14 protein-coding genes are annotated in these 16,520 nt (G+C 66.3%); 7 read left to right on the forward strand and 7 right to left on the reverse strand.

Annotated elements, in window-relative coordinates; translation table 11 throughout:
- Nucleotides 1-25: 25 nt before the first annotated feature.
- Together LSO07_RS13925 and LSO07_RS13930 are read right to left on the reverse strand one after the other, a co-directional pair.
- Nucleotides 26-1,129, reverse strand: coding sequence for a tryptophan 7-halogenase (locus tag LSO07_RS13925; RefSeq protein ID WP_151094790.1), 1,104 nt, complete (start codon nucleotides 1,127-1,129; stop codon nucleotides 26-28).
- The gene (locus LSO07_RS13930) at nucleotides 1,126-2,991 is read right to left on the reverse strand and encodes a LodA/GoxA family CTQ-dependent oxidase (RefSeq protein WP_151094792.1); all 1,866 of its coding nucleotides are present in this window, start codon (nucleotides 2,989-2,991) and stop codon (nucleotides 1,126-1,128) included. The genes LSO07_RS13925 and LSO07_RS13930 overlap by 4 nt, the downstream gene beginning before the upstream one ends.
- A 232-nt stretch (nucleotides 2,992-3,223) precedes the next feature.
- Here LSO07_RS13930 and LSO07_RS13935 point away from each other — a divergent pair, with 232 nt between their 5' ends.
- From LSO07_RS13935 to LSO07_RS13945, 3 genes are all read left to right on the forward strand, one after another.
- A complete protein-coding gene (locus tag LSO07_RS13935) occupies nucleotides 3,224-3,400 on the forward strand; it encodes a hypothetical protein (RefSeq protein ID WP_161789630.1) in 177 nt (58 codons plus the stop codon).
- A gap of 77 nt (nucleotides 3,401-3,477) precedes the next feature.
- A complete protein-coding gene (locus LSO07_RS13940; protein WP_034788094.1) occupies nucleotides 3,478-4,143 on the forward strand; it encodes a response regulator transcription factor in 666 nt (221 codons plus the stop codon).
- Nucleotides 4,137-5,447, forward strand: a complete 1,311-nt coding sequence (locus LSO07_RS13945) for an ATP-binding protein (RefSeq protein WP_034788095.1) — start codon at nucleotides 4,137-4,139, stop codon at nucleotides 5,445-5,447. Before LSO07_RS13940 ends, LSO07_RS13945 begins: the two co-directional genes overlap by 7 nt.
- A 57-nt stretch (nucleotides 5,448-5,504) precedes the next feature.
- Here LSO07_RS13945 and LSO07_RS13950 read toward each other — a convergent pair whose 3' ends face one another.
- Both LSO07_RS13950 and LSO07_RS13955 read right to left on the reverse strand, forming a co-directional pair.
- Nucleotides 5,505-6,143 carry an NAD(P)H-dependent oxidoreductase gene (locus LSO07_RS13950; RefSeq protein ID WP_034788098.1) on the reverse strand — a complete coding sequence of 213 codons (639 nt, stop codon included), beginning with the start codon at nucleotides 6,141-6,143 and terminating at the stop codon, nucleotides 5,505-5,507.
- Between the two features lie 107 nt (nucleotides 6,144-6,250).
- Nucleotides 6,251-7,249: an aldo/keto reductase gene (locus tag LSO07_RS13955; protein ID WP_151094794.1), complete on the reverse strand. Its 999-nt coding sequence runs from the start codon at nucleotides 7,247-7,249 to the stop codon at nucleotides 6,251-6,253.
- Nucleotides 7,250-7,352: 103 nt separating this feature from the next.
- On the opposite strand from LSO07_RS13955, the gene LSO07_RS13960 reads away from it, so the two are divergent.
- Nucleotides 7,353-8,240, forward strand: coding sequence for a LysR family transcriptional regulator (locus tag LSO07_RS13960; RefSeq protein WP_151094796.1), 888 nt, complete (start codon nucleotides 7,353-7,355; stop codon nucleotides 8,238-8,240).
- On the opposite strand, the gene LSO07_RS13965 is transcribed toward LSO07_RS13960, so the two are convergent.
- Together LSO07_RS13965 and LSO07_RS13970 are read right to left on the reverse strand one after the other, a co-directional pair.
- The gene (locus LSO07_RS13965; protein ID WP_151094798.1) at nucleotides 8,241-9,326 is read right to left on the reverse strand and encodes an ATP-binding protein; all 1,086 of its coding nucleotides are present in this window, start codon (nucleotides 9,324-9,326) and stop codon (nucleotides 8,241-8,243) included. It abuts the gene before it with no gap.
- Nucleotides 9,326-10,075, reverse strand: a complete 750-nt coding sequence (locus LSO07_RS13970) for a response regulator (protein ID WP_099387532.1) — start codon at nucleotides 10,073-10,075, stop codon at nucleotides 9,326-9,328. Before LSO07_RS13970 ends, LSO07_RS13965 begins: the two co-directional genes overlap by 1 nt.
- A 133-nt stretch (nucleotides 10,076-10,208) precedes the next feature.
- Here LSO07_RS13970 and LSO07_RS13975 point away from each other — a divergent pair, with 133 nt between their 5' ends.
- Genes LSO07_RS13975 through LSO07_RS13985 form a run of 3 tightly spaced genes read left to right on the forward strand, consistent with a single transcriptional unit; the run spans nucleotide 10,209 to nucleotide 15,931 of the window.
- Complete coding sequence (locus LSO07_RS13975; protein ID WP_151094800.1) at nucleotides 10,209-11,366, forward strand: efflux RND transporter periplasmic adaptor subunit; 1,158 nt, start codon at nucleotides 10,209-10,211, stop codon at nucleotides 11,364-11,366.
- A 33-nt stretch (nucleotides 11,367-11,399) separates the two neighbouring features.
- Nucleotides 11,400-14,546: an efflux RND transporter permease subunit gene (locus tag LSO07_RS13980; protein WP_151094802.1), complete on the forward strand. Its 3,147-nt coding sequence runs from the start codon at nucleotides 11,400-11,402 to the stop codon at nucleotides 14,544-14,546.
- Complete coding sequence (locus tag LSO07_RS13985) at nucleotides 14,546-15,931, forward strand: efflux transporter outer membrane subunit (RefSeq protein ID WP_151094804.1); 1,386 nt, start codon at nucleotides 14,546-14,548, stop codon at nucleotides 15,929-15,931. The genes LSO07_RS13980 and LSO07_RS13985 overlap by 1 nt, the downstream gene beginning before the upstream one ends.
- Nucleotides 15,932-15,975: 44 nt before the next feature.
- On the opposite strand, the gene LSO07_RS13990 is transcribed toward LSO07_RS13985, so the two are convergent.
- On the reverse strand, nucleotides 15,976-16,515 hold the full coding sequence (locus LSO07_RS13990) for a contractile injection system tape measure protein (RefSeq protein ID WP_034788123.1): 540 nt from the start codon (nucleotides 16,513-16,515) through the stop codon (nucleotides 15,976-15,978).
- Between the last annotated feature and the right edge of the window lie 5 nt (nucleotides 16,516-16,520).

The raw sequence follows: 16,520 nt of genomic DNA on the forward strand, positions 1-16,520 counted from the left end.
TGCTCGAACTATAACTGCGTCAGGCTCAGCTTGCCTGCATGGCCGGCCTGCGCCGGCGCCAGAACGGCGCTGACGGCCAGCGCGTTTCCTGGCCGTAGCAGAACGCCAGGTGGCGTTCGTACGCCGCGCCGATGGCTGTCAGTTCCCCATTGTATTTATGATAGGCATTCACGTCGCCGTGCAGAGTGCGGTCGGCGGCCTCGGCCGCGGCCAGGCCCGTGTACAGGGCATTGAAGATGCCTTGCGATGACAGCGGATCGAAGCTCAGCGCGGCGTCGCCGACGGCGAACCAGCCTGGGCCGGCACCGGTGTCCAGGGTCGCCGTATGCGCGGGCGTGGCCATGGCGAGTGTCTCGGCCGTGTAGCCTTGCTGCTCCAGCAATTCCCGTGTGGCGGGCATGCGGCGCGCCGCCGCTTCCAGCCAGCCGGCATCGCGCAAGATGTTGGTGTCGAGCAAGTCCGCATCCGTATGCAAGGCCAGCACGCGGCGCTGGCCGGGCAGGGGCGCGCTGTACCACCAGCCGTCTTCGCACGCCTCGATGTGGGCAAAGCCCCGCGCGGAGGGCGTGCGATCCTGCCCGTATTGCCATACTGATACCAGCCGGTCGCCGCGCTGGCGCCGCGCCCCGATTCTGCGGGCCAGCCGGGCGTTGCGTCCCGTGGCGTCGATGATGATGCGCGCCGCCGCGTCGCAGGGGCCGTGCTGCGTTACCAGGCGTACTTTCCAGCCGCCGTCATCCGGAGTGATGCCCGCGATCTTGGCCGAGGCCAGCAGGGCGGCGCCGCGCCGGCGCGCCTCGTCGCGCAGCCACAGGTCGAAGGTGCTGCGCGCCAGGTGCCAGCCGTGCCCGTCGGGATCGCTGAGGAAGTGGTGTTCCGTCCAGGCGCCGTTCCACCAGGCGCGGTTGCCGTGGTAGGGCGCATGGCCCTGGCGCAGGAAGGCGTCAAGCAAGCCCATGTCCTGCAACAGGCGCGCGGCGGCAGGCGGCAGCGATTCGCCGATGCGCGCCAGCGGCGCGGCCAGGCGCTCGACCAGCAAGATCCGGTGCCGCCCCGCCAGGTTCAGCGCGGCCGTGGCGCCGGCCGGACCGGCGCCAACGATGAGCACGTCGGCCTGCAGCAGGGTCACAAGCGGTGCCGTTGCAGATGGCGTGCTTTTTCCGTGCCTTCCAGGTCGACGTCGACGAACTCGTCCGGTATGCCCGCCGCGGCGCGCAACTGGTGCTTGTCGGCTATCGGTTGCGGCAGGTTTTCCACCTGCAGGAAGGCAGGGAAGCCCGTCACGTCCGTGGGGCCGGGGCGTACTTCCACCACGCCCACTTGCGCCAGGTCGGCGATCATGTTGTTGATCTGCTCTTCATAGCTGATGTTGCCCAGCGGACGTATCCACGCGGCGCGCCGGGCGAAGGCGGCCAGGCGGTCGTCGACGGGAACTTCGCGGTTCATCACCGTGTCGTAGGCGAGCTTGCTCATCACCTGGTTGGGCACGCGCGCGGGCCAGAACGTGGGCACGTAGGGATCGTAGTCGGACTGGTAGCCGGAGCGGCAGCTGGCCGTATCAGTCTGCCATGGCACGGCCATCCAGCGCGTCACGCCGCCGGCGATCTGCGCCGAGCAGGGGCTGCTGATATTGTCCGGTGTCAAGACGGCGCCGTAATCGGGCTCCACCCAGCCGGGCGGACGGTGCGCCAGGCGGAACGGTGCGCTGTACATGCTGGCCTGGCGCATGGGCCAGGTCATTTCGCAGCCGGGGTGGAATGCGTCGGCCAGGCAGAATTCCATGGCCGCGCGCAGCAGGGTGTCCGGTTGCTGCGCCAGTTCCACGTCGGCCAGGCTTTGCGGCGGCGTTTTGCCGGGCGCGTAGTCGTCCGTGAACTTGCCGTCGGCCCATTGCTTGAGGAAGCGCAACTGCAAATTGCTCAGCGCGCAGTTCTGGCGCGGCGTGTCTGCCGGCGGGATGGCCATCGCATCGCCATACAGCCACGGCCACGGCGATGGCGCCCAGGCGTCGCGCTCGAACTGGCGGAACTGGTTATAGATGACGTTGCGCCACTCCTTGCGGTTTTCGGACGGGCTGGCCAGGCGCGCCATCCATTCGTCGCGGCTGAACGGCGTGCTGCCGTCCCAGCCAAAGGCGGCCGCAAAGCCGGCATTCACCCATTGCAGATTGGACAGGCGCTCGAAAATGGGGCGGATATCGTCCTGGAACGAGGGAACGGCAGGCGCGGCAATTTTGCCTTCGGAAACAAACAAGTCGCGCATCAAGTCCCACATGGTGCGCACCGACTTTTGCTGCGGCGCATAGTCGGGCGGCGCGACGACCACCCAGGCCATATCGACGGGCAAGGCATGGCCCTGGTAGTGGACCTTGGCGCAGACGGGGCCGTCGGCCGTGTCGTCATGCCAGCCTTCGTTGTTGGCGAAGGTGATGGCGCGCGCACCATTCCACGAGGCCGACTTGCCATGGCCGCCCAGCACGATCAGCCGTCCCATGGCATCCGTGCGCAATTCGCCCAGGTAGACGGGCGTGCCCATGAAGCGGCCGCTGTCGAAGGCCACGCCCTGGCTGTCGCTGCCGCTGATCTTGCGCTCGCCCGGCGTGATGGACAGTTGCGCGCGGTCGGTGACGGCCATGTTGCGCAGGAACGAGGGCTGGGTGACATTCGCCTCGGGAATATCGAGCGCGATCTGGAACTGGTACCACGCCGCCTTCGTGTTGGCCAGGGTGACGGACCATTCGATGTCGGCATTGCTGGCGTTCAATTCGGCCACCGCCACGCCGGCCGCGTTCAGGCCGTAGATGCGAAAGCTGGCCGCCTGGCGCTTGATGGCTCCGGACGCATCGCGGTAATAACCGGCCGGCCGCGCCGCCGGTTCCGGCACTTCCGGTCCCAGAAAGTACTCGCTGGGGCTGTTGCCCACGCGTGCAATGCCGATGGGCGGATAAATCGCCGCCTTGACGATGACGGTATCCAAAGTGGGGGTGGACATGGCGGGCCTTTCCAGATGCGTGGAGGGAAGGAAAATATACCGCATAAAAAATGCGCCAAATGCGCACATAGTCACGCTGGCGTGAAATCGGGCGCCAGGCCGGGCAATTCAGTTACTACGGAGATTGACTTGTTGCCAGCATGTAGCTATCTTGGATTGGCATTGCCTGTTTATCAATACATAAAATAATGTATTGATCCGATATTTTTCTATGCAACCTTTGAGGAATGATATGAAAATCAAGGCTATTTTCTGTGTTGGCGCGCTATCCCTGCTGGCTTTTCTGCCGGTATCGCAAGCGGCCCAGCCTGGCGAGGCGCTCGCTGCGGCGGTACCGCTTGCGAAAGGCGTGGCGCTGTTTCCGCAAGAAGGCAATATTCCACCGTTCCGCGGGTCCGGGTCCAGGTAAGGCCACCGCGGCAGTCCCTGCGGCGCGGCGCCAGTCAAGGTAAGATGGTGGCTTTTTCAAGACCTTGAGAGGCCCGCGTGCGCGTGTTGCTGGTGGAAGACGATCCAATGATCGGGGAAAGCCTGGTCGAGGGCTTGCGCGGCGAGTGCTATGCCGTGGACTGGGTGCGCGATGGCCACGATGCGGAGCTGGCGCTGGCCGGCTTCGCCTACGATTTGATGCTGCTGGACCTGGGCTTGCCCGGCAAGGAGGGCATGGACGTGCTGCGCACCATGCGTGCGCGGGGCGCCGAGTTGCCCGTGCTGATCATCACGGCGCGCGACGGTACGCCGGCCCGCGTCGATGGGCTCGACAGCGGCGCCGACGATTACCTGGTCAAGCCGTTTGACCTCGACGAGTTGCTGGCGCGCATCCGCGCGCTGCTGCGCCGCCGCGTCAGCCGTTCGCGCTCCGTCATCGAGCACGGCGCGCTGATCCTCGACCTGGCCAGCCACGAGGTCACGTTCGAGGGCGAATTGATCAAACTGCCGCCGCGCGAGTTTTCCGTGCTGCGCGCCTTGCTCGACCATCCGGGCAAGGTGGTGTCGAAGCGCCAGCTGAGCGAAAAGCTGTATGGCTGGGATTGCGAAGTGGAAAGCAATACCGTCGATGTGTACGTGTACCAGCTGCGCAAGAAGCTCGGTGCCGACTGCATCCAGACCGTGCGCGGCGTGGGCTACAAGATGCGGGTGGCATCTTGCTGACCATCCGCCGCCAATTGCTGCTCGGTTTGCTGGCCGCTACCTTGCTGTGCGTGCTCGGCGCCGGCATTTCGCTGTTCCGTTCGCTGCTGGAAGAAACCAATGAACTGGCCGATCTGCAGCTGCGCCAGCTGGCCGTGGCCTTGCCCGACGAATTCGAGACGCAGACGGGCCTGGCCGCCGCGCAAGACCCGGAAGAAGCGTTCGTGCTGCAGGCCTGGGACGAGGACGGCCAGCCATTGCCCGTCCTGCAGGGCCAGCCGGCACTGCCGCGCTATGCGCTGGCCGGCTTTGCCGATGTCGTGCTGCACGGCGAGGACTGGCGTCTGTACGGCGAAACGCGGCGCGGCCGCTACGTGCAGGTGGCGCAGGCGCAGGCCGTGCGCGACCAGCTGGCCTGGCAGATGACCATGCGCGCCGGCGCGCCCCTGCTGGTATTCGCACTGATCCTGGCGCTGCTGATCGTCGCCGTCGTGGGGCGGGCGCTGGCGCCGCTGCACCGGCTGGCCGAATCCGTGGCGGGCCGTTCGCCGGACGCGCTCACGCCGCTGGCGGCCGACGACATGCCGCCCGAACTGCGGCCCGTGGCGCTGGCGTTGAATAGCCTGATGGGGCAGTTCGAAGCGGCGCTGACGGCGCAGCGCACCTTTGTTGCCGATGCGGCGCATGAATTGCGCTCGCCGCTGACGGCGCTGAAACTGCAGCTGCAGGTGGCCGAGCGGGCCGCCAGCGAGGAAGAACGCCGCGTGGCGCTGGCGCGGCTGCATGAGCGGCTGGACCGCAGCACGCACCTCGTGCGTCAGCTGCTCAGCCTGGCGCGCCACGAAACGGCGCTGGCGGCCAGCCAGCTGCACACGGTGGACCTGGGCCAATTGCTGGAAGCGGCCGTAGCCGACCATAGCGCGCTGGCCGACAGCCGGGAGATCGACCTGGGCGTGGTGGAAACGTTGCCGGCCAGGGTGCTGGTACAGGCCGATCCCGATGGCTTGCAAGTGTTGCTGAATAACCTGATCGACAACGCCTTGCGCTACACGCAGCAGGGCGGCAGGGTCGACTTGCAGGCGGCCGTGGAAGAGGGCCGGCCCCTGCTGCGCGTGTCCGACAACGGCCCAGGTGTGCCGCAACAGCACCACGCGCGCCTGTTCGACCGCTTCTTCCGCCCCGACGGCAACGACGCCTGGGGCTGCGGCCTGGGCCTGTCCATCGTGCGCCATATCGCCGAGCACCACCAGGCCGATATCGCGCTGGCCGAGGGGGGCGAGGGACGGGGCCTGCAGGTGACGGTGCGCTTTCCGCAAGCGGCCTGAAAAGAAAAAAAGCGGATGCCGGTCAGGGCATCCGCTTTTCAGTCACGGGCGAGGCGCTTACGCCAGCTCGGTGATGAATTGCTCGCGCGCAGGGCGCACTTTTTTCAAGTCCACCAGCCAGTCGCCGGCGTCGGCGCGGTAGCCGAGCGGCAGCATGACGACGGAACGCAGGCCTTTTTCACGCAGGTTCAGGATTTCATCGACCTTGGCTGGATCAAAGCCTTCCATCGGCGTCGAATCGACCTTTTCCTGGGCCGCGGCGATCAGCGCCGTGCCCACGCCGATATATGCCTGGCGCGCCGCGTGCTGGTAGTTGGTTTCCGCATCGCGCTGCGGATACGTGGCCAGGATTTGCTGGCGGTAGGCTTCCCAGCCTTCATTCTTGAAGCCGCGCACGGTGTTGACCAGGTCGAAGCGCGCGTTGATGCGTTCTGCCGTGTAATTGTCCCAGGCGGCGAATACCAGCAGGTGCGAGGCGTCCGTCACTTGCGACTGGTTCCATGCATGTGGCTTGATCTGTTCGCGCAGGGCCGGATTCGTCACGACGAAGACTTCATAAGGATGCAGTCCGCTGGAGCTGGCCGTCAGGCGCACGGCTTCCAGGATGCGCTCGACCTTGTCTTGCGGCACCGTTTTCGTCGGGTCCATCTTCTTGGTGGCGTAGCGCCATTGCAGTGTTTCGAGCAGTGCGGACATATAAATCCCTTTCATAATGAATAGTTCAGATTGGAAATGATAGCGGATTCAGGCATTTCAAGTGCGGCGGGCAAAAGAACTTGTATAGCCGAGCCAGGCACAGTTGTCTACAGGCCAAGCATGGCAAGCTCATGCTGCGGGTAGCGCGCGCCCTGCACGGCGGCGGGCGCGATGGCGGCGCCGATGGCGCCCAGCTCGGCTTTGTTCAGGGTGATACGCGCGGCTGCCACATTCTCTTCCAGGTGCGCCAGGCTGCGGGCGCCGGGTATCGGCACGATATTGCTGCCTTGGGCCAGCAGCCAGGCCAGGGCCAGCTGGGCCGCCGTGGCGCCGCGCGCCGCCGCCAGGCGCTGCAGTTCAGCCACCAGCTTCCCGTTGGCTTCCATCGCCTGCGGCTGGAAACGGGGCAGGCTGTGGCGGTAGTCGTCCGGCGCCAGCGCGGCGCCGGATGCGAGCCGGCCCGTCAGGAAGCCCCGGCCCAGCGGGCTGTACGGCACGAAGCCGATACCGAGCGCGCGGCAAGCGGGCAGCACCTCGGCTTCCACATCGCGGCTCCACAGCGAATACTCGGACTGGACGGCCGCAATCGGATGCACGGCGTGGGCGCGGCGCAGGGTGGCTGCCGACACTTCCGACAGCCCCAGGTGGCGAACCTTGCCGGCCCGCACCAGATCCGCCATGGCGCCGACGACGTCTTCGATGGGCACGGCGGGGTCCACGCGGTGCTGGTACAGCAAGTCGATGCAATCGATGCCCAGCCGGGACAGCGACGCTTCCACGGCCCGGACGATGTGTCCGGGGCGGCTGTCGACGCCCGCCATGCGTTCCACGCCCTGGCCGTGGGGCAAGATTCTGAAGCCGAACTTGGTGGCGATGCTGACCTTGCCGCGCAGTTGCTTCAAGGCGCGGCCCACCAGTTCCTCGTTGGCGTAGGGGCCGTAGACTTCCGCCGTATCGATCAGGGTCACGCCCAGTTCCACGGCGCGGTGCAGCACGCGCAGCGAGGTGGCCTCGTCGGCGCCGCCGTAGGCAAAGCTCATGCCCATGCAGCCCAGGCCGATGGGCGCGACGCGCAAGCCGGAGTTGCCCAGTGTTCTGTGTTCCATTTTTCACTCCTCTTCAAAAAAAGATGCAAGGAGTATGGATGAAGCAACAGCATGCGATAAGATATCTTATCCTGCATGCATTACTGAATTTTACTCATGAATAATGGCTGACCTCAATGAATTGACGGCCTTTGCCGCCGTCGCCCGCCTGCGCAGCTTTCGCAAGGCGGCCCTTGAACGGGGCGTGTCCGCTTCCGCCCTCAGCCATGCGCTGCGGGCGCTGGAAGAGCGCCTGGGCGTGCGCCTGCTGAACCGCACCACGCGCAGCGTCACGCCGACCGAGGCGGGGCAGCAGTTGCTGGCGCGGCTGGCGCCGGCCATGCGCGAAATCGATGATGCCTTGCAGGACTTGAGCGCCTTGCAGGATGTACCCGCAGGCAAGCTGCGCCTGAACGTGCCCCGTCCGGCCGCCCGGCTGCTGCTGGCGCCCATGCTGGCCAGCTTCGTCGCCCGTTATCCGCGCGTGCAGGTGGAAGTGGTGACGGATGACGGCATGATCGATATCGTGCGCGACGGTTTTGACGCGGGCATCCGCTTCGGCGAGCAGGTGGCGGCCGACATGATCGCCGTGCCCGTGGGCGCACCCCAGCCTTTCGTGGTGGTGGCGTCGCCCGCTTACCTGGCGGCGCATGGGGCGCCAAGCACGCCGCGCGACTTGCTCGAGCATGCCTGCATCGGCCGGCGTTTTCCCAGCGGGCGCCAGTATGCGTGGGAGTTCGAGCAGGCAGGCGAGGGTGTCAGCATCGCCGTCGGCGGGCCGCTGGTGTTCGACGACGATGAACTGATGCTGCGCGCGGCCCGCGATGGCGCGGGACTGGCGTATGTGTACGAAGCCGATGCGCGCGCCGATATCGCGGCGGGAAGCCTGGTGTGCGTGCTGGAACGTTGCCTGCCGCCGCCGCCCCGTTACTTCCTGTACTACCCGAGCCGGCGGCAGATGCCGCCCGTGCTGCGCGCCTTTGTCGACATGCTGCGCGCGCCGGCGATATAGTCAGCCGGCGTGCGGCGGCGCGGCATGCTCGACCGGCCACTTGATGGTGAACAGGCTGCCGCCCGCCTTGCCACGCGTGCAGACGGCGCTGCCGCCATGCGCGCGCGCGATGGCTTCGACCACGGCCAGGCCCAGGCCGCTGCCCGCGTTCAGGTCGACCCTGTCGCTGTCGCCGCGGCGGAATGCTTCGAACACGTGCGGCGCCAGTTCCTCGGCAATGCCGGGGCCTGCATCTTCGACGCTCAGGTAGTACTGGCCCGCCTGCACGCGGGTGCGCACGCGCAGCAAGCCCGGATGCGCATAGCGGCGCGCGTTGTCGAGCAGGGCCAGCACGATTTGCCGGATGCGCGCCGCGTCGCAGCAGACGGGATGGTCGGACAGGTGCAGTTGCAGCGTAAAGCCGGCCGCTTCCATGTCCGGCGCCAGCAGGCGGCGCACCTCCTCGATTTCCAGCGTCAGGTCCGTCCATGCCATGCGCAGCTGCATATGGCCGCTGTCGGCCAGGCTCAGGGTGCGCAAGTCCTCGATCAGGCGGCCCAGGTCTTCCACTTGCGACAGCAGGCTGGAAAACGGCACTTCCTCTGGCTTGAAGACGCCGTCGACGACGCCTTGCAGGGTGCCGCGCAGGATGGTCACGGGCGTGCGCAGCTCGTGCGCGATGGCCGCATTCCACGTCTCGCTTTCCTTGGCCGCCCGCTGCAGGCGCTCGGCCATGCTGTTGAAATCGTCGACCAGCATGGCCGTTTCACCCAGGGTGCGGTCGCCGGCGAAGGCGCGCGCGGACAGGTCGCCATGCGCCACGCGGCGCACGCTGTCCATCACGGAATTGATCGGTTTTAAAATGCGCGACGCGAGCTTGATGGCGAAGAACGCGGCCAGCAGCAAGCCAAAGATGGTAATCGACAGTATCCATAGCCATTCCACCGTCGTCGGCGACCAGTCGTCCGGCTCGGACAGCATGTTGGGGTCGATCTTGAAGACGACGGCGAAAAACGTCCACGAAAAAATCCAGATGACGAGGATGCTGATGACCATCAGCACGGACATCGACAGCACGATCTGCCGGTTCAAGCCTGTGAAGCGCATCAGAGGTCGCTTTCCAGGCGGTAGCCCACACCGCGCAGGCTGGCCGGCATGTTCATCACGCCCGCTTCTTCCAGCTTCTTGCGCAGCTTGCTGACGTGGCTGTCCACCGTGCGTTCCATCGAATTGCTCTCGGGCATGCACGACTCCAGCAATTCCAGGCGGCTGCAGACGCGGCGCGGCGTGCGCGCCAGGTGGGCCAGCAGGCGGAACTCCGTCAAGGTCAGGCTCAAAGGCACGGGCGCGCCTTCGCGCAGCACGCTGGCCACATAGGTTTCCTGGTCGATCTCGATGGGGCCGCAGCGCAGGCGCTGGCCGCCGACGGGGTGGTGGCGCACGCGCGAGCGGCGCAGCACGGCCGCCACGCGGGCCACCACTTCGGCCGGATTGAAGGGCTTGATGATGTAGTCGTCGGCGCCCACGCGCAGGGCAGCCAGTTTATCGGCATCCTGGTCGCGCGCCGTCAGCATGATGACGGGCGTCTCGCCGCGCCGCCGTACTTCCGTCAGCACGCCCCAGCCATCGACACGGGGCATTTGCACGTCGAGCAGCAGCAGGTCCGGCGCCAGTGCCAGGTGCTGCTGCAGCGCTTCCTGGCCATCGTGCGCGAAGGCCGTGCGGTAGCCGTCGCGCTCCAGGTAACCGGCGAGGATGCGGGCGATTTGCGGTTCATCTTCGGCGATCAGGACGAGGGCGGAAGGCGGCGTGGTGGCAAGGAAGGAGGGCTGGCTGGCGCTGTGATGATAGTTCATATAAATAGTCTAGCATTCTTCGCCGTCTCCATCGAATCTCCACATTTCTTTGACGGAACATCCATCTTGGCCTTCTATGCTCTTGTTATCTGTCGACCGGACCGCCGGTTGGGATCTGCCATAGAGAAAGACCATGCATCCGAGCCACCTCACCAAGAAAAACATGTTGATCGCCGCGGCACTGCTCAGCCTTGCCGCCTGTTCCAAACCCGCGCCGGAAGAAGGCGCCGCGCCGCCCGCCGCCGTGACGGTGCTCAAGCTGCAAGCGGCGCCTGTCGTCCTCAGCGATGAATTGCCGGGCAGGGTGGCCGCTTTCCGCACGGCCGACATCCGCCCGCAAGTGGGCGGCATCGTGCTGCGCCGCCAGTTCGAGCAGGGCGCTGAAGTGAAAGCGGGGCAGAAGCTGTTCCAGCTGAACCCGGCGCCATTCCAGGCGGACGTCGATTCGGCTGCCGCCGCCCTGCAGCATGCGGTGGCCACGGCGAACCGCGCCAGCAGCCAGGCCGACAGGTTGAAGCCGCTGGTGGAAGCGGACGCCATCAGCCGCCAGGCGTATGACGATGCCGTGGCCCAGCGCGACCAAGCCGTGGCCACCGTGGCCCAGGCGCGCGCGGCCCTGGCGCGCCGCCGCCTGGACCTGGCCTTTGCCAGCATCGAGGCGCCCATTGCCGGGCGCATCGGCTCCGAACTGGTGACGGAAGGCGCGCTCGTGGGCCTGGCCGATGCCACGCCGATGGCGCGCATCCAGCAGATCGACAAGGTGTATGTCGACGTGCGCCAGCCGGCCGCCGCGCTGGCCGCGCTGCAAGCCTCGGGCACCGGCGGCGCGGACAAGCTGCCCGTGACCATTTTAGGCGCCGATGGTCAGCCGCATCCCGTCACGGGCCGCATCCTGTTCTCAGGCATCAGCGTCGATGCGGGCACGGGCGACGCCGTCATCCGCGTGCTGGTCGACAATCCGCAGCGCCAGCTGCTGCCGGGCATGTTCGTGCGCGCCCGCATCGCCCGCGCCGTGCAGGCAAATGGCGTGCTGCTGCCGCAGCAAGCCGTCTTGCACAGCAGCGGCGGCCAGGCGCAGGCCTGGGTGCTCGATGGCACGAACAAAGCAAGCCTTAAACCCATCAGCGTGGGCGACGTGATCGACCACCAGTACGTGGTCAACGGCGGCTTGAAGGCTGGCGAAACCGTCGTCATCGAAGGCCAGGAACGCTTGCAGCCGGGCGCCACGGCCGCACCGCAGCCGTGGAAACCCGCCGTCGTGGCAACGGCGGCTGCCGCCAAGGCGCGTTGATGCACCATATGAATACAATGAAAGCCTAACGACATGCCTCAATTTTTCATCAACCGCCCCGTCTTTGCGTGGGTGGTGGCGGTCTTCATCGTCCTGTTCGGATTGATCGCCATACCGCAATTGCCGATTGCGCGCTTCCCTTCGGTGGCGCCGCCCAGCGTCAGCATCAGCGCCAACTATCCTGGCGCCACGCCGCAAACCATGAACGATTCCGTGGTGGGTCTGATCGAACGCGAACTGTCGGGCGTCAAGCACCTGCTGTATTTCGAGTCGTCCACCGATACCTCGGGTTCGGCCTCGATCACCGTCACCTTCCAGCCGGGCACGAATCCGGAAATGGCGCAGGTGGACGTGCAAAACCGCCTGAAAGCCATCGAACCGCGCCTGCCGCAAGCCGTGCGGCAAAATGGCTTGACGGTGGAGTCGGCGTCGTCCGGCTTCCTGATGATCGTCAGCCTGATTTCCGAGAATGGCCAGCATGACGAAGTGGCGCTGGGCGACTACCTGGCGCGCAACGTGACGGAAGAGCTGCGCCGCATTCCCGGCGTGGGCAAGGTGCAGCTGTTCGGCTCCGAGCGGGCCATGCGCATCTGGGTCGATCCGGCCAAGCTGGTATCGTACAACATCGCCATGGGCGAGCTGACGGCCGCCATCGCGCAGCAAAATGCGCAGATCGCCCCGGGCCGCCTGGGCGATTCGCCCGCCGTGCACGGCCAGCGCGTCACGATTCCGCTGACGGTGCAGGGCCAGTTGCAAACGCCGGCCGAATTTGCCGCCATCGTCCTGCGCGCGAACGCGGATGGCTCGAAAGTGACCATCGGCGACGTGGCGAAAGTGTCGCTGGGCGCGCAAAGCTTCAATTTCAGCATCCGCGAAAACGGCCAGGCCGCTTCGGGCGCCGCCATCATGCTGTCGCCGGGCGCCAACGCCGTGCAGACGGCCAGCGCCGTGCGCGCGCGCATGGCCGAACTGGCGCACACGATGCCCGCCGGGATCAAGTATTCGGTGCCCTTCGATACGGCGCCGTTCGTGAAGATCTCCATCGAGAAGGTCGTCGTCACCCTGCTGGAAGCGATGGTGCTGGTGTTCCTCGTCATGTATCTGTTCCTGCAAAAGATACGCTATACGCTGATTCCCGCCATCGTCGCGCCGATTGCCCTGATGGGCACCTTCACGGTGATGCTGATGGCCGGCTATTCCGTCAACGTGCTGACCATGTTCGGCATGGTGCTGGCGATCGGCATCATCGTTGACGATGCCATCGTCGTGGTGGAAGCCGTCGAGCGCCTGATGGCGACCGAAGGCTTGTCGCCGAAGGAGGCGACGTCGAAGGCCATGCGCGAAATCACCGGTGCCGTCGTCGGCATCACCCTGGTGCTGACGGCCGTGTTCATCCCGATGGCGCTGGCCAGCGGTTCCGTGGGCGCCATCTACCGCCAGTTCACCCTGGCCATGGCCGTGTCGATCCTGTTCTCGGCGTTTTTGGCGCTGACCCTGACGCCGGCCCTGTGCGCCACCATGTTGAAACCGATCGGTCCGCACGAGCATGACAAGAAGGGCTTCTTCCTGTGGTTTGACCGCCAGTTCGAGCGCATGACGGCCCGCTATGAAAAGGGCGTGGTGGCGATGCTTAAACGCGCGGGCCGTTCGATGGTCGTGTATGGCGCCATCGTCGCGGCGCTGGGCGTGGCCTTCATGCAGCTGCCTTCGGCCTTTTTGCCGGAAGAAGACCAGGGCTATTTCATCACCTCGATCCAGCTGCCGTCCGACGCCACCATGGAGCGCACGCTCGATGTCGTCAAACTGTACGAGCAGCACGTGGCCACGCGGCCCGGCATCGAAGTGAATCAGTCGATCCTCGGCTTCAGCTTTTCCGGCGCGGGACCGAACGCGGGCCTGGCGTTCACCATGCTGAAGGACTGGAAACAGCGCAACGGCGCCACGGCGCAGGAAGAAGTGGCGCTGGCGCAGGAAGCCATGTCGCAGGCGAAGGAGGGCGTGATCATGAGCCTGATGCCGCCCGCCATTGATGAACTGGGCAACTCGTCCGGCTTTTCCATGCGCTTGCAAGACCGCGCCAACCAGGGTATCGCTGCCCTGCAGGCGGCGCAGAACCAGCTGCTGGGCCTGGCCGCGCAAAGCAGCAAGGTGGCGGGCGTGTATCCGGACGGCTTGCCGCCGGGCGCCAGCGTGCGCCTCGATATCGACCGCACCAAGGCGGAAGCGCTGGGTGTGTCGTTTACGGCCATTGCCGACATGCTGACGGCAGCCATGGGGTCGACCTATGTCAACGATTTTCCGAACGCCGGCCGCATGCAGCAGGTGATCATCCAGGCCGATGCGCCGTCGCGCATGCAGTTGAACGACGTGCTGGCCCTGCGCATCCGCAATAACGCGGGCGGCATGGTGGCCTTGGGCGAACTGGTGCGCCCCGTGTGGAGCGAGTCGCCGCTGCAACTGGTGCGCTACCAGGGTTATCCTGCGGCGCGCATTTCGGGCAGCGCGGCGCCGGGCGTATCGAGCGGCGACGCCATGCTGGAAATGGAGCGCCTGGTGAAACAGCTGCCGCCCGGCTTCGCGCTGGCGTGGACGGGGCAGTCGCTGCAAGAGAAGGAATCGGCGTCGCAAGCACCCATGCTGATGGCGCTGTCGATGCTGGTGGTCTTCCTCGTGCTGGCGGCCCTGTATGAAAGCTGGAGCATTCCCGTCTCCGTGATGCTGGTCGTGCCTTTGGGCTTGCTGGGCGCAGTGCTGGCCGTGATGTTGCGCGGCATGCCGAACGATGTGTTCTTCAAGGTGGGCATGATCACGATCATCGGCCTGTCGGCGAAGAATGCGATCCTGATCGTCGAATATGCGCGCCAGCTGCAGGCGCAGGGCAAGGGGCTGGTCGAGGCGACGGTGGAAGCGGCCCGCTTGCGTTTGCGTCCGATCTTGATGACGTCCTTGGCCTTTGCACTGGGCGTCGTGCCGCTGATGCTGGCCACGGGCGCCAGCGCCGAAACGCAGCATGCGATCGGCACGGGCGTGTTCGGCGGCATGATTACCGCCACCGTGCTGGCCGTGTTTTTCGTGCCCGTGTTCTTTGTCGTGGTGCTGGGCGCCGTCGACAAGATGGGCAGCTATTTCAACAAACGCAGTAATCGCATCGCCGTCAAGGCGGTGGAAGGGGAGTTGTAATGCGTTGGTTTCATCTGTTACCGATCGCCGGGCTGTTGTCGGCGTGTTCATTGACGCCGCCGCTGGTCAAGCCGGCGGCGCCGATACCGGCCAGCTATGGCGCGGTCGCCGCGCCAGGCATGGTCGACACTGCGGCCGACCTGGGCTGGCGCCAGATGCTGCTCGATGCGCGCCTGCAGCGCCTGGTCGACATCGCACTGGAAAACAACCGCGACTTGCGCGTGGCGTCCCTTAACGTGGAAGCCGTGCGGGCGCAGTACCAGATCCAGGATGCGGGCCGCTATCCGGCCATCGGCGCGAATGCCGGCGGCGTGCGCCAGCGCGGCGCCGACGCGGTGACACAAAACCACGCAGTACAAAGCCAATTTTCTGCCGGCATCGCCATGAGCGCGTTCGAGATCGACCTGTTCGGCCGCCTGCGGTCCTTGTCGGACGCGGCGTTTGCGCGCTACCTGGCCACGCAGCAGGGCCAGCGCGCCGCGCACATGGCCCTGATCGGCGCCGTCGCCGATGCGTACCTGGAACAGCGGCTGGCCGAGGAGCAGCTGGCGCTGGCGCGGCAAACCCTGCTTGACTGGCGCCAGGCTTTGACCCTGACGCAGCGCCTGCACGGCGCGCAGCAGGGCAGCGGCCTGGACGTGGCGCAGGCGGAAGGACAGGCGGCCACGGCGGAAGCGGATGTACAGGCCCGGGAGCGGGCCAGCGCCTTGGCCCGCAACAGCCTGGAACTGCTGTTGGGCGCGCCGTTGCCAACGGACTTGCCGGCGGGCCGGCCGCTCGATGGCCAGCCCGTGCTGACGCAGCTGCCGCCCGGCCTGCCGTCGGACTTGCTGGCGCGCCGTCCTGACATCCTGCAAGCGGAATACGCGCTGGTGGCGGCGAATGCGGAAATCGGCGCGGCCCGCGCCGCCTTCTTCCCCCGTCTGTCGCTGACGGCGTCGCTGGGCTTTGCCAGCCCTGAGCTCGGCGACCTGTTCCGTGGCAGCGCGCGCAGCTGGTCGTTCGCGCCGCAAGTGACGCAGCCGCTGTTCCAGGGCGGCCAGCTGCGCGCGGAATTGCAACTGTCGCGCCTGCGCAAGGACGTGGCCGTGCTGCAATACGAGCAGGCCATCCAGGCGGCCTTCCGCGACGTGCGCGACGGGCTGGCCGGCAGCGCCACGTATGCGCAGCAGATCGATGCGCAGCAGCGCGTGGTGGTCGCGGCGCAGCAGCGCCAGCGGCTGTCGCAGCTGCGCTACGACGCGGGCCAGGACAGCCGCCTGGAATTGCTCGACGCGCAGCGCCAGTCGTATGCTGCCCAGCAAACCCTGCTCGACGTGCGGCGCGACCAGTTCAAGTCGTCCGTGGCCCTGTACAAGGCGCTGGGGGGCGGGCTGGCAGAGTAGCCCGCCTTGCGAGGGGGCGGCCGGCCGGGCGTGGGCTCGGCTGGCTACGCGCCGGGCCAGTCGATCAACAGCGGTTGCGGCATCCACGGGTGCCGGATGGCAGCCAGGTTCCACGGCAAACGGCTCAGCAGTACATCGAAGGGATTGCGCGCGACAGCCAGCGTGCATTTCCCGTCGCCTTTTTGCAGTCGGCCTTCGCGCTGCAGAAAGACCTGGCGCAATCCCTCGGGCGAGGTTTGTCCCACCGCTGGCCAATGGCGCATCACGGCGGCCAGCACTTGTTCGCACAGGGCACGTTCTTCTTCTCCGAGGTCGACGGGTGGAGCAGGGAAGTCCGGTTCCAGGCCGCACAGCAGCTTGTTCAGTAGCAATTGCTGCTCCGGTGCATCGCTCCTGCCATCGACCAGGTATTGCAGCAAATGAACGGCGTGCGCGCCGTGTTCGCCGCGCAGCTGCGGCCTGCCATCGCCGCCAGTGGCGAGCAAGTCCAGCCGCTGGAACATTGCCGGCAGGAACGGGTGGAGCAGCACCAGGCCGGCGTTCCTGATGCCGGCGATGTCAGGCGAATTTGCAGCGTCGTTCATGCGTT

Source organism: Janthinobacterium sp. PLB04, from assembly GCF_021165895.1.
Classification (GTDB): Bacteria; Pseudomonadota; Gammaproteobacteria; order Burkholderiales; family Burkholderiaceae_D; genus Janthinobacterium; species Janthinobacterium lividum.